General features: G+C 72.3%; 11 protein-coding genes and 1 pseudogene. 10 read left to right on the top strand and 2 right to left on the bottom strand.

The features are described 5' to 3' along the window. Positions 1-32: 32 nt before the first annotated feature. Positions 33-488 (bottom strand): metallopeptidase family protein, encoded by a 456-nt coding sequence (locus ACZ6EG_RS28065; RefSeq protein WP_391971160.1) that lies wholly within the window; start codon positions 486-488, stop codon positions 33-35. A gap of 294 nt (positions 489-782) precedes the next feature. Here ACZ6EG_RS28065 and ACZ6EG_RS28060 point away from each other — a divergent pair, with 294 nt between their 5' ends. The 9 genes and pseudogenes from ACZ6EG_RS28060 (at position 783) to ACZ6EG_RS28020 (ending at position 11,014) form a co-directional block, all read left to right on the top strand. Continuing rightward, positions 783-1,205 (top strand): DUF3499 domain-containing protein, encoded by a 423-nt coding sequence (locus tag ACZ6EG_RS28060; protein ID WP_391971139.1) that lies wholly within the window; start codon positions 783-785, stop codon positions 1,203-1,205. A 150-nt stretch (positions 1,206-1,355) separates the two neighbouring features. Next, positions 1,356-2,971 (top strand): annotated as a pseudogene (locus ACZ6EG_RS28055) (L-lactate permease). A gap of 89 nt (positions 2,972-3,060) precedes the next feature. Beyond that, positions 3,061-4,425: a phosphomannomutase/phosphoglucomutase gene (locus ACZ6EG_RS28050; RefSeq protein WP_391971140.1), complete on the top strand. Its 1,365-nt coding sequence runs from the start codon at positions 3,061-3,063 to the stop codon at positions 4,423-4,425. A gap of 284 nt (positions 4,426-4,709) precedes the next feature. Further along, complete coding sequence (locus ACZ6EG_RS28045) at positions 4,710-4,880, top strand: Trm112 family protein (protein ID WP_356608738.1); 171 nt, start codon at positions 4,710-4,712, stop codon at positions 4,878-4,880. An 82-nt stretch (positions 4,881-4,962) separates the two neighbouring features. Then, positions 4,963-6,090 carry an SIS domain-containing protein gene (locus ACZ6EG_RS28040; protein ID WP_469608613.1) on the top strand — a complete coding sequence of 376 codons (1,128 nt, stop codon included), beginning with the start codon at positions 4,963-4,965 and terminating at the stop codon, positions 6,088-6,090. A gap of 71 nt (positions 6,091-6,161) precedes the next feature. Further along, complete coding sequence (gene manA, locus ACZ6EG_RS28035; protein ID WP_469608610.1) at positions 6,162-7,313, top strand: mannose-6-phosphate isomerase, class I; 1,152 nt, start codon at positions 6,162-6,164, stop codon at positions 7,311-7,313. Positions 7,314-7,466: 153 nt separating this feature from the next. After that, positions 7,467-8,447, top strand: coding sequence for a cation diffusion facilitator family transporter (locus ACZ6EG_RS28030; RefSeq protein WP_391971144.1), 981 nt, complete (start codon positions 7,467-7,469; stop codon positions 8,445-8,447). Positions 8,448-8,786: 339 nt separating this feature from the next. Then, the gene (gene ahcY, locus ACZ6EG_RS28025) at positions 8,787-10,244 is read left to right on the top strand and encodes an adenosylhomocysteinase (protein WP_356608730.1); all 1,458 of its coding nucleotides are present in this window, start codon (positions 8,787-8,789) and stop codon (positions 10,242-10,244) included. A gap of 155 nt (positions 10,245-10,399) precedes the next feature. Next, positions 10,400-11,014, top strand: a complete 615-nt coding sequence (locus tag ACZ6EG_RS28020) for a hypothetical protein (protein WP_391971145.1) — start codon at positions 10,400-10,402, stop codon at positions 11,012-11,014. 49 nt (positions 11,015-11,063) lie between these two features. On the opposite strand, the gene ACZ6EG_RS28015 is transcribed toward ACZ6EG_RS28020, so the two are convergent. Beyond that, a complete protein-coding gene (locus ACZ6EG_RS28015) occupies positions 11,064-12,035 on the bottom strand; it encodes an RDD family protein (RefSeq protein WP_469608605.1) in 972 nt (323 codons plus the stop codon). A gap of 126 nt (positions 12,036-12,161) precedes the next feature. On the opposite strand from ACZ6EG_RS28015, the gene ACZ6EG_RS28010 reads away from it, so the two are divergent. Then, positions 12,162-13,169, top strand: a complete 1,008-nt coding sequence (locus ACZ6EG_RS28010; protein ID WP_469608603.1) for a stage II sporulation protein M — start codon at positions 12,162-12,164, stop codon at positions 13,167-13,169. Positions 13,170-13,491 lie beyond the last annotated feature (322 nt).

Raw genomic sequence — 13,491 nt, 5'->3', positions numbered from 1 at the left:
CCCGCGGCTCCCGGGGAGCCGCGCCCGCCCGCTCAGTCCTCCCCGTACCGCGGGTCCACCGTCTCCGGCGTCAGCCCGAGCAACTCCGCGACCTGCTCGACGACCACCTCGTGCACGAGCGCCGCCCGCTCGTCCCGCCCCTTCGTCCGGATCTCGACCGGCCGCCGGTACACGACCACCCGCCCCCGGCGCCCGTCCCGCGAGGGCTCCGCGGTCCCGAGGGGCACCGCCTCGTCGTTCCACGTCTGGTCGGCGGCGCCGCCCAGCCGCGGCACCTCCAGGACCAGGAAATCGATGTCGGCGAGCTGCGGCCAGCGCCGCTCCAGGCGCTCCACGGAGTCCTGCACCAGGTCCGCGAAGACCTCGCCGCGGCTCGCGGCCAGTGGTACCTGCGGAGGTGCGATCGGGCCCCGCATGCCCCGGCCGTGGCGGTCACGACGGCGGGGTCCTGGGCGGCCGGTCTCACGGGGCGTCACGGGGTTGTCCATCACCGCTGAAGGGTAGTCCCCGCCGGGTCCGCGCGCCGGACCGCACACGCGCACGGGCCCGCGCCGCGGTGCCTGGCAGGACGTGTCGCCCGATGACCGTTCCAGCCAAGCTTGGGCTCGATTCCGCATCTCTCCGCGACCGGTGACCTCAAGGCATATGTCGCTGTTCGTAGCGGTTCGCGACCGCCGCCGCAGCCGCCGATCCCCCGGCGAGCCAACGTCCGTGCAGGTCACAGCGGTGCGCCCGAAGAGTCGTGTGGGGCGTTTCACACCACGACACGGTGGTGTGACCTGGTGGGGAGTCGTCGCGGCCCGCTCAAGAGTGCGGTACCGTCCAACATCGTGAGCCCTGTACGTCGCTGTTCGCGCACCGCCTGCGGCCGTCCCGCCGTCGCGACGCTGACGTACGTCTACGCCGACTCGACCGCGGTCCTCGGCCCGCTCGCCACCTACGCCGAACCCCACTGCTACGACCTGTGCGCCGAGCACTCCGAGCGCCTCACCGCCCCGCGCGGCTGGGAGGTCGTCCGCCTGCTCGACGGCTCGGCCCCGGCCCGCCCCAGCGGTGACGACCTGGAAGCGCTCGCCAACGCGGTGCGTGAGGCGGCCCGCCCCCCAGAGCGGACGGCCGAGGCCGGCCGCGTTCCGCGGACGGCCGATCCGATGGAGGTCGCGCGCCGCGGCCACCTGCGCGTCCTGCGCTCGCCGGACAACTGAGCCCCTCCCGCACCTTCGGCTCCTCCCACACCTCGGCCCCTCCCGAACACACCGTTGCCGCACACCCATTGACGTCACCTTGTCGCGGACACGACCATTCCGGATGTCGCGAGAAACCGCTTTCGCATGGCGGAATCCGGGGAGGCGCCCGTGTACGTCCAGGAACTGGAACCCGTCGCCGGTTCCCTCGGCCTGTCCGCCCTGGTGGCGGCCCTGCCCCTGGTGATCGTCCTCGTCCTGCTGGGCGGCGCCCGCATGAAGGCCCACCTGGCGGGTCTCACCGGCCTCCTGGCGGCCGTGCTCGTCGCCTGGCTGGCATACGGCATGCCGCTGGATCAGACGGCCTCCAGCGCCGCCCAGGGAGCCGCGTTCGGCATCTTCCCCATCCTGTGGATTGTCGTGAACGCGCTGTGGGTCTACCGGATGACCGTCCGCACCCGGCACTTCGACATCCTGCGCCGCTCCTTCGGACGGCTCTCCGACGACCCCCGCATCCAGGCCCTGGTCGTCGCCTTCTGCTTCGGCGCCCTGCTGGAGGCCCTCGCCGGGTTCGGCGCGCCCGTCGCGATCTGCTCGGTCATGCTCGTGGCGCTCGGCTTCGACCCCGTGCGCGCGGCGGTCGTGGCGCTGGTCGCGAACACCGCGCCGGTCGCCTTCGGCGCGATGGGCACCCCCGTGGTGACGCTGGCCCAGGTCACCGGCCTGCCCCTGGACGACGTCGCCTCCGTGGTGGGCCGTCAGACCCCCCTGCTGGCCCTGGTCGTCCCCCTGCTGCTGGTCGCCCTGGTCGACGGGCGCCGCGGCCTGCGTGAGACCTGGGTACCCGCGGTGGCCTGCGGAGTCGCCTTCGCCGTCGCCCAGTTCGTCGCCTCCAACTACTTCTCCGCCCAGCTCGCCGACATCGCCGCCGCCCTCCTCGGTGCCGGTGCCCTGGTCGCCGTGGAGCAGGCCCGCAAGCCCGCCGCCGAGCCTGTCCGCGCGGCCGTGCTCACCGGCGCGAGGAGCGAGGAACTGGACGAGGACGACCCGCGCCGGGAGGTCCTGCGCGCCTACGCGCCCTACGCCCTGATCGTCGCCGTCTTCTCCGTCGCGCAGATCCCGGCGGTCAAGGACTGGCTGGCGCGGGCGACGCAGACGTACGACTGGCCCTTCCTGGACGTGGCCGACCCCGCGGGGAACCCGGTCGGCGGCAACGTCTTCTCCTGGCCGATCGTCTCCACCGGCGGCACCCTCGTCCTGCTCGCCGGCCTGGCCAGTGCCGTCGTCCTCGGCGTGCACGCGCGCGTGGCGGTCAAGGAGTGCTCGCGACCGTGCACGAGCTGCGGTTCGCCATCCTCACCGTCACCTCGGTGCTGGCCCTCGCCTACGTCATGAACCTCTCCGGGCAGGCCGCCACCATCGGCCACTTCGTCGCGGCGGCCGGCGCCGGGCTGGCCTTCCTCTCGCCGGTGCTCGGCTGGTTCGGCGTCGCCGTCTCGGGCTCCGACACCTCCGCCAACGCGCTCTTCGGCGCCCTCCAGGTGACCGCCGCGCGGGAGTCGGGTCTGTCCCCCGAACTGCTCGCCGCCGCCAACAGCTCGGGTGGCGTCCTCGGCAAGATGATCTCCCCGCAGAACCTCACCATCGCCTGCGCGGCCGTCGGACTCGCCGGCCGCGAGGGCGACCTGCTGCGCAAGGTGCTGCCCTGGAGCCTCGGCCTGCTCCTGGTCATGTGCCTGATCGTGGTCGGGCAGTCCACACCGGTCCTGGGCTGGATGCTGCCCTGACCCGCCCTGGCCTTCGGGAACCGCCCGACGCCCGTTCCGTGGTTACGGGTAGTTTGTGGGCTCCGACAGGACTTGAGGAAAGGCTGGCCGTGGCTGCTGATCTGTCGCAGATCGTGAAGGCGTACGACGTGCGCGGTGTCGTCCCGGACCAGTGGGACGAGACGCTGGCCGAGCTGTTCGGCGCGGCCTTCGTCGAGCTGACCGGCGCGCGCGCCCTCGTGGTCGGCCACGACATGCGGCCGTCGTCCCCGGGCCTGTCCGGTGCCTTCGCGCGCGGGGCCGCGGCCCGGGGCGCCGACGTCACCCTGATCGGCCTGTGCTCCACCGACCAGCTGTACTACGCCTCCGGCGCACTGGACCTGCCGGGCGCCATGTTCACCGCCTCGCACAACCCGGCCCGTTACAACGGCATCAAGCTCTGCCGCGCGGGCGCCGCCCCCGTCGGCCAGGACACCGGCCTCGCCGAGATCCGCGCCCTGGTCGAGGGCTGGAGCACCTCCGGCGCCCCGGAGCCGGCACCGCGGCCGGGCACCGTCACCCGGCGCGACACGCTCGCCGACTACGCCGCACACCTGCGTTCCCTGGTCGACCTGACCGCCATCCGCCCGCTGAAGGTCGTCGTCGACGCGGGCAACGGCATGGGCGGCCACACCGTCCCCTCGGTCTTCGCCGGCCTGCCCCTCGACCTGGTGCCGATGTACTTCGAGCTGGACGGCACCTTCCCCAACCACGAGGCCAACCCGCTCGACCCGGCCAACCTCGTCGACCTGCAGAAGCGCGTCCGCGAGGAAGGCGCCGACCTCGGCCTTGCCTTCGACGGCGACGCCGACCGCTGCTTCGTCGTCGACCAGGACGGCGACCCGGTCTCCCCCTCCGCGGTCACCGCCCTCGTCGCCGCCCGGGAGCTGGCCCGCAACGGCGGCAAGGGCACCGTCATCCACAACCTGATCACCTCCTGGTCCGTCCCGGAGGTCGTGGCGGAACACGGCGGCACACCGGAACGCACCCGCGTGGGCCACTCCTTCATCAAGGCCGAGATGGCCAGGACCGGCGCCATCTTCGGCGGCGAACACTCCGCGCACTACTACTTCCGCGACTTCTGGAACGCCGACACCGGCATGCTGGCCGCCCTCCACGTCCTCGCCGCCCTCGGAGGCCAGCAGGGCCCCCTGTCCGCCCTGGTGGCCCAGTACGACCGCTACGCGGGCTCCGGTGAGATCAACTCCACCGTCGACGACCAGGCGGCCCGCCTCGACGCGATCCGGGCCGCCTACGAGGGCCGCGACGGCGTCACCCTCGACGAACTGGACGGCCTGACCGTCACCGCGGCCGACTGGTGGTTCAACGTCCGCCCGTCCAACACGGAGCCCCTGCTGCGCCTCAACGCCGAGGCCCGCGACGAGGCGACGATGGCGAGGGTCCGCGACGAAGCCCTGGCGATCATCCGGTCCTGAGCACGCCACCGACGGCGAGCAGCCGCCCGGAGTGCCCGGACGGCACGACAGGCACCCCCGGGGACGGCACGGCGGGCGGCGGGGCCCCGCGGGAGCGCCGCCGTCGGCGGGGGAGGCACCCCGTGACGCCGATCCCCGACGGCCCCCCCACGTCGGTGACGGTCCCGCCCGAGGTCACCGATGCCGGCCCGGCGACACCCACCCGTCCCCGACACCGGCCCCGTGACCGGCGGTACCCTGACCAGCACATCCGCACAAGCCCCACCGCCCCGAAGGGAACCCCCATGCCGCTCGAAGCCGGCCTCCTGGAGATCCTCGCCTGCCCGGCCTGCCACGCCCCCCTCCAGGAGCGGGACGCGGAGCTGATCTGCACCGGCCAGGACTGCGGCCTGGCCTACCCGGTCCGCGACGGCATCCCCGTCCTCCTCGTCGACGAGGCCCGCCGCCCCGCATAGACGAGGCCCGCCGCCCCGAACAGACGCCGGTCAGGCGCCCGCGCAACCGAACGTACGCCCCCGGCGATCGGAGACTGCCGCCATGCTCGACGAATCGCTCCTGGACGCCCCGGAGCGCCTCACCGAAGCCGACCGCCGCGGCCTGCTCCGCGGTGCCGCCGAGGCCGGCGCCCGCGTACGCACCGCCGCCCGGCACGCCGTCGAGGCCGGTGTCGGCGACCTCCGGCCCGACGGCCGCCCCCGCGCCGTCCTCATCGCCGGTCCCGGTGCCGCGGCCACCCACGCCGCCGACCTCCTCGGCACCCTCGCGGGCGCCGGCAGCCCGGTCACCCGCCTCGCCCCCACCGGCGTCGCCCCCGCCGCGGGTGCCCTGCACTGGGAACTGCCCGGGTGGGCCGGCTCCGTCGACCTCCTGCTGATCGCCACGCCCGACGGCACCGAGCCGGGCCTCGCCCTGCTCGCCGAACAGGCCTACCGCCGGGGCTGCACGGTCGTCGCCGTCGCCCCCGCCCGGACCCCCCTCAGCGATGCGGTGAACGGCTCGCACGGCCTGTTCATCCCGATGGCGACCGCCCCCTACGACCACGACGAACCCCTCGCCGGCGCCGCCCCCGGCGTCCTGTGGGCGCTGCTCACCCCACTCCTCGCGCTGCTGGACCGCACCGGCCTGCTCGAAGCGCCGCCCGACGCCATCGAGAAGGTCGCCGACCGCCTCGACCGCGTCGCCGAGCGCTGCGGGCCCGCCGTCGTGACCTACAGCAACCCCGCCAAGACCCTGGCGGCCGAGCTGGCCGAATCTCTCCCCGTCGTGTGGACCGAGGGAACCTCGGCCGGACCGGCGGGCCGCCGCTTCGCCGCCGCGCTCGCCGAACTCTCCGGCACCCCGGCCGTCGTCGCGGAACTCCCCGAGGCGCTCGACGCGCACCGCGCCCTGCTCGCCGGCCGGCTCGCCGCCGGCGCCAACCCCGACGACTTCTTCCGCGACCGCGTCGAGGAGGCCCCCGCCCTGCACGCGCGCGTGGTGCTCCTGCGCGACCGCCCCATCGGCGGCCTCTCCGCCGCCCCGGGCGCCCGTGACCTGGCCCTCGGTCACGACACGCCGATCAGTGAGCTGGAGCCGGGACTGGGCGACGAGCTGGAGACCCTCGCCGAACTGATCGCCGTCACGGATTTCGCCGCCGTTTACCTGGCGCTCGCCTCGGGCGCCTGATCTCGTACGCACCATCGCGTACGTCTGCGTACGCAGGACCCGCACTGGACACGCACCGGCAGAGAGAGCCCATGGACCGCCTCGACAACACCGTCCGCCCCTACGCCTGGGGTTCCACCACCGCGATCCCCGCCCTCCTCGGCACCGAGCCGACCGGCGAGCCGCAGGCGGAGATGTGGATGGGAGCCCACCCCGGCGCCCCCTCCCGCACCGGCCGGGGCACCCTCGCCGAAGTCGTCGACGCCGACCCCGAGAAGGAACTGGGCGCCGCCTCCGTGGCCAGGTTCGGCCCCCGGCTGCCCTTCCTCCTCAAACTCCTCGCCGCCGGCGCCCCGCTCTCCCTGCAGGTCCACCCCGACCTCGCGCAGGCCAAGGCCGGCTACGCGGACGAGGAGCGCCGGGGCGTCCCCCTGGACGCCCCGCACCGCAACTACAAGGACGCCAACCACAAGCCCGAACTGATCTGCGCCCTCACCGAGTTCGACGGCCTCTGCGGCTTCCGCGCCCCCACCGAGACGGCCGACCTGCTCGACGGCCTCGGCATCGCCTCCCTCAAGCCCTACGTCGACCTGCTGCGCGCGCACCCCGAGGACGCCGCCCTGCGCGAGGTCCTCACCGCGATCCTCACGGCCGACCCCGAGGAGATGACCCGCACGGTCACCGAGACCGCGGCCGCCTGCGCCCGCCTCGGCGGGGCCTACGCGCCCTACGCCGACATCGCCCACCACTACCCGGGCGACCCCGGTGTCCTCGCCGCCCTGCTCCTCAGCCACGTCCGGCTCCAGCCCGGCGAGGCCCTCTACCTCGGCGCCGGAATCCCGCACGCCTACCTCGACGGCCTCGGGGTCGAGATCATGGCCAACTCCGACAACGTCCTGCGCTGCGGCCTCACCCCCAAGCACGTCGACGTCCCCGAACTCCTGCGCATCGTCCGCTTCCAGGCCGCCGACCCCGGCATCCTGCGCCCCGAGGCGTCCCCCGACGGCGAAGAGGTCTACGAGACCCCGATCGACGAGTTCCGTCTTTCCCGCTGGGTCCTCCCCGAGGGCTCCGGCACCCGCCGACTCACCCTGGACACCCCGCAGATCCTGCTCTGCACCGCGGGCACCGTGCGCGTGGGCGAACACGGACTCACCCCCGGGCAGTCCGTGTTCGTCGCCGCGGGAGAAAAGGCCGAAGTGTCCGGAACAGGCACCCTCTTCCGCGCCACCGTCCTCGTCTGACACACGTCTGACGGGGGAACGACGGGGCATCCGGCACCTCGGGGCCCGCGCGGGCTGCAACAATGGCGCACCGCGAAGGAGGGGCAAAGCCGCGACCGGCCGAGCCCCCACCGGCGTACGGACGCAGACGAAGGCGAAGGGACAACGCGACACATGAGCGCGTCAGGCGGAACCAAGGCGATCGTGGCGGCACTGGTCGCCAACCTCTCGATCGCGGTAGCGAAATTCGTGGCGTTCCTCTTCAGTGGATCGTCGTCGATGCTCGCGGAGTCCGTGCACTCCCTCGCCGACTCCGGCAACCAGGGACTCCTGCTCCTCGGCGGCAAGCGCGCCCAGCGCGCCGCCACCCCCCAACACCCCTTCGGCTACGGCCGCGAGCGCTACATCTACGCGTTCCTCGTCTCCATCGTGCTCTTCTCCGTCGGCGGCATGTTCGCCCTGTACGAGGGCTACGAGAAGATCAAGCACCCGCACGAGATCGAGCACTGGTACTGGCCGGTGGGCGTCCTGGTCTTCGCGATCATCGCCGAGACGTTCTCCTTCCGGACCGCCATCAAGGAGTCCAACACCCTGCGCGGGAAGAAGTCCTGGAAGGAATTCGTCCGCCACGCCAAGGCCCCGGAACTGCCGGTCGTCCTCCTGGAGGACCTCGGCGCCCTCGTCGGCCTGATCCTCGCCCTCGGCGGTGTCGGCATGGCCCTGCTCACCGGCGACGGTGTCTGGGACGGCATCGGCACCCTCTGCATCGGCGTACTGCTCATCGTGATCGCGCTGGTCCTGGCCGCCGAGACCAAGTCCCTGCTGCTCGGCGAGGCCGCCGGCGTCGAAGCCGTCCAGCAGATCGAGGGCGCGATCGTCGCCGGCGACACGGTCACCGGCATCATCCACATGCGCACCCTCCACATCGGCCCCGAGGAGCTGCTCGTCGCCGCCAAGATCTCCGTCCGCCACGACGGCACGGCCACCGAGATCGCCTCCGCCATCGACGCGGCCGAGGCCCGCATCCGCGAGGCCGTCCCGATCGCCCGCGTCATCTACCTGGAGCCGGACATCTACAGCGAGACCGAAGCCGCCAAGGGCGCCGACCGCGAAGCCGCCCCCGGAGGCCCGAGCGCGCCCCCCGCGGCCCACTGACACCCCCGCACCCGCACCACCCGGGGCCCGCCGAACCACTCGGCGGGCCCCGTCGGCTTCCCCCCTCACCACACCCCCGACCCCCCGGATACGTCCGGAAGTGTTCGGAGGCGGACTGGGGACGGCGGGCACCACCGGTGTAGCTTGGGACGGAGCCAGACGTCGCTGCTGATGGCGGTCGGGCGGTCCGCCATCGGACCGGCCGAGGGAGAGAGGGCCTCCGACGGACTGCGCTGCGCGTACGCGGGCATGCCTGTGTCCTCCCCTGGGCACCCCTGTGTCCGCCGCCGCGCAGGTCAGCCGTACCCACCTCGCCCCAACACCGAGGAGCAGCTCGCAATGACGACTGTCGACAACCGACAGGACTTCAAGGTCGCCGACCTCTCCCTGGCCGAGTTCGGCCGCAAGGAGATCACCCTCGCCGAGCACGAGATGCCCGGCCTCATGGCGATCCGCAAGGAGTACGCCGAGGCCCAGCCGCTCGCCGGCGCTCGCGTCACCGGCTCCCTGCACATGACCGTGCAGACCGCCGTGCTCATCGAGACCCTGGTCGCCCTGGGCGCCGAGGTCCGCTGGGCCTCCTGCAACATCTTCTCCACCCAGGACCACGCCGCGGCCGCCATCGCCGTCGGCCCGAACGGAACGCCGGACGACCCGCAGGGCGTCCCGGTCTTCGCCTGGAAGGGCGAGACGCTGGAGGAGTACTGGTGGTGCACGGAGCAGGCCCTGACCTGGCCGAACACCCCCACCGGCGGCCCCAACATGATCCTGGACGACGGCGGTGACGCCACCCTCCTCGTCCACAAGGGCGTCGAGTACGAGAAGGACGGCAAGGTCCCGTCCGTCGACACCGCCGAGAACGACGAGCACCGCGTCATCCTCGAACTCCTCAACCGCACCATCACCGACGGCTCCCAGAAGTGGACCCAGCTGGCGTCGGAGATCCGCGGCGTGACCGAGGAGACGACGACCGGCGTCCACCGCCTGTACGAGATGCACCGCGACGGCACCCTGCTGTTCCCGGCGATCAACGTCAACGACGCGGTGACGAAGTCGAAGTTCGACAACAAGTACGGCTGCCGCCACTCCCTGATCGACGGCATCAACCGCGCCACGGACGTCCTCATCGGCGGCAAGACCGCGGTCGTCTGCGGTTACGGCGACGTGGGCAAGGGCTGCGCGGAGTCGCTGCGCGGCCAGGGCGCCCGCGTGATCATCACCGAGATCGACCCGATCTGCGCCCTGCAGGCGGCGATGGACGGCTACCAGGTCACGACGCTGGACGAGGTCGTCGACAAGGCCGACATCTTCGTCACGACGACGGGCAACAAGGACATCATCATGGCCGCGGACATGGCCAAGATGAAGCACCAGGCGATCATCGGCAACATCGGCCACTTCGACAACGAGATCGACATGGCCGGCCTCGCCAAGATCCCCGGCATCGTCAAGGACGAGGTCAAGCCGCAGGTCCACACCTGGACCTTCCCCGACGGCAAGGTCCTCATCGTGCTGTCCGAGGGCCGTCTGCTGAACCTGGGCAACGCCACCGGCCACCCGTCGTTCGTGATGTCCAACTCCTTCGCGGACCAGACCCTGGCCCAGATCGAGCTGTTCACCAAGCCCGACGAGTACCCGACCGACGTGTACGTGCTGCCCAAGCACCTGGACGAGAAGGTCGCCCGCCTCCACCTGGACGCCCTCGGCGTCAAGCTGACCACGCTCCGCCAGGAGCAGGCCGACTACATCGGCGTCAAGGTCGAGGGCCCGTACAAGGCGGACCACTACCGCTACTGAGCCCGCGGCGCAGTGGGCGGGTACGCGTCGTGCACTGACACGCACCCGCCGACTGCCGGCTCCTTCGAGACAGGCCCCCGCACCCCCGTGCCGGGGGCCTGTCCCGTCGGCGCCTCAGCGGTCGGACCAGCAGCCCGTCACCACCCAGGACCTCCATGCCCCGCGGCCGGTATTCGCTCCACGATCCGCACGACCACACCCCCCTCGGAGAAGAACACTTCCAGTGCGCCCCCGGCCCCTCCGGCTGGCGCTACGTCTCCCGGCTGACCACGCCCGCCGGGAATCACCAGGGCTCCGTCGACCTCGCTCTCGACGAACTCGGCCGCCCCATCCGGCTCGAACTCCACGCCGCGAGCTGGCAGGTGCGGGGCGCGGCCATCGACGGCGTCACCTGGGTCCGTACCGACCCCACCGGAATCCACGCCACCGAAGGCAATGTGCGCGCCCACGCCTTCACCGGCTCGTCCCCGGCCTTCCTCGTCGCCATCGCCCGCCTCCTGCGCCTCACCCCCTCCGGGTCGGCCACCCGTGTCCGCCTCCTGGCCCTCACGGACCCGGTCCTCGCCCCCCGCACCGTGGACCAGTCCTGGGCCTTGCTGGACAGAGAAACACACGCCACTGACAACGGCCCTCTGACCGTGGACGCGTACCAGGTCACAGCCCTGGACACCGGCGAACAGCACGCCGTGCACCTTGCCGGCGACGTCGTCCTCGCGGCCCCCGGCGTCGAGCTGGAGGACCTGGAGTCACCGCCGTCCGTGTTCCCGTGAGCGTCCGGCGACGAGTCCCGCGTCGACACCCCGGCGCCCCCCGCTCCGCCTAGGCCGGAGGCACGAACCCGGTGCCGGAACGGCCGTCCGACGGCGCCTCCCGCGTCACCTCGGGCCCGCCTGCCCGCGCGGGTCCAGCCGGCGGCACCACGGGAGGTCCAGCCGTGGGCACCGCGGAGGGCGCCGCCCACGGAGCCGGAGGTGCCGGCGCCGGGGAAACGTACGGCGGAGAAGCCGCAGGAGCCGTCACCGCGGGCACTCCGCCCCCTTGCGCCGCCCCGAAAGCCCGCCGCGCCTCCCGGACCTGCCGTTCCTGCACCACCGCCGCCAGATAAGCGGCCGGCGGGACCCCCTGTGGCGCCGGCGCCCCCGTACGAGCCGCCACGTCGGAGGCGAGCCGTTCCGCCATCGCCCAGCCGACCCGGGGATCCAGCTGCCCCATCCGTGTCAGGCACTGACGGACGGCGAGCCACAGATCGTCCGGCACCGCCGACAGGTCCAGCTCGGCGAACCGACCGGCCAGCCAGGGGGGAGGCGGCGGCATGAAGCCCGCCGGCGCGACGGGTACCCGCTCCCGCACGACCAGGGTCCCCGCGAACACGTCGCCGAGCCTCCGCCCCCGCGCCGAGACCAGGGAGGCGATACAGGCGACGACGCCGAACGTCATCAGGATCTCGATCACCCCGATCAGGCCCCGCACCAGAGAGTGCCGGAACCGGACCGGCCCGCCGTCGTCCCGTACCACCCGCAGACCGCAGGTCATCTTCCCGAGCGAGCGCCCATGGCTGAGCGTCTCCACCGCTATCGGACCGCCCACCAGGACGAGGACGAAAGCCGCGATCGACAGCGCGGTCTGCGCCGCCACGTCCAGGGAGGCGGTGGACGCCACCAGGGCGACGGTCACCGCCACGTAGACGGCCACGGCCACGGCCAGATCGAGCAGGACGGCCAGCGCCCTGCTGGGCAGCCTCGCGGGACGCAGCTCCAGCGCCACCGCCTCACCCGTCACCAGGTCACTCACGCCTGCCGCCCTTCCCCTCACCGCCCCCGTCCCCGCCAGTCTGCCAAGCTGAGGACACACCGCGCCGCAGTACGACAAGCTGATCCACGACGAGCCGCTGACGATAGCCGAGGAGCAGGCACACCGATGGACCTCGACGTCTTCGTCTCCGCCCACCGCGCGGAGTGGGACCGCCTCGACGCGCTGCTCCGACGCCGACGCCGACTGACCGGCGCCGAGACGGACGAACTCGTCGCCCTGTACCAACGCACGGCCACCCACCTCTCCCTCATCCAGTCCAGTGCGCCGGACCCGCAGCTGACCGGGAGGCTCAGCCAGTTGGTGGCCCGCGCGCGGAGCGTGGTGACGGGCACCCGCAGGGCCTCCTGGCGCGACGTCACCCGTTTCCTGACTCAGCAGTTCCCGGCCGCCGTCTACCGTGCCCGCCACTGGTGGGTCCCCACAGCCCTTCTGTCGACCGCTGTCGCGGCGCTCCTGGGCTGGTGGATCGGCGCCCATCCGGAGGTGCAGTCCACGATCGCGGCGCCCGGCGAACTGCGCGAGCTGACCCGCCCCGGCGGCCAGTACGAGACGTACTACTCCAGCAACCCCGCGGCCTCCTTCGCCGCGCAGGTCTGGACGAACAACGCGTGGGCGGCCGCGCTCTGCCTGATCCTCGGGGTCTTCCTGGGCCTGCCCGTCATCTGGATCCTGTTCCAGAACATGCTCAACCTGGGCGTCGGCTTCGGCCTGATGTCGTCGGCCGGCCGCCTCGACACCTTCCTCGGCCTTGTCCTCCCTCACGGCCTGCTCGAACTGACCGCCGTCTTCGTGGCCGCCGGCACCGGTCTGCGGCTGGGCTGGACCCTCATCGACCCTGGCCCACGCCCCCGACGCACCGCCCTCGCCGAAGAAGGCCGAGCCGCCATCGGCATGGCGATCGGCCTCGCCCTGGTCCTCTTCGTCTCCGGCGCGATCGAAGGCTTCGTCACCCCTTCCGGCCTGCCCACCTGGGCACGCATCACCATCGGGGTCGTCGCCGAGCTGGCCTTCCTCGCCTACGTGTACGTCCTCGGCGGACGCGCCGCGCGTGCCGGTGACACGGGAGACATCGAGACCTCCGAACGCAGCGCCACCGTGCCGACGGCCGCCTGATGTGCATCGGCCCCCGCCGAGCTGCTAGTGTCCTCTTCGTTCCCGCAAGAGCCGTTGACACGGAGCGAGCGGGGAGGTAGATTCAAACAGTTGCCTGGAGATGGGTTCACCCCAGAGGGCAACGTTGAGAACCTATCTGCTTCCTCCCGAATCATTGAATTCGACGAAGCACTCTCCCGATTAATCGGAAAGAATGGCCGGTCAGACCGGCCCGGAACTTCTGATAAAGTCGGAACCGCCGGAAAGGGAAACGCGAAAGCGGGAACCTGGAAAGCACCGAGGAAATCGGATCGGAAAGATCTGATAGAGTCGGAAACGCAAG

Source organism: Streptomyces sp. NPDC041968 (assembly GCF_055589025.1).
This window is presented reverse-complemented; position numbering and strand designations above follow the sequence as displayed.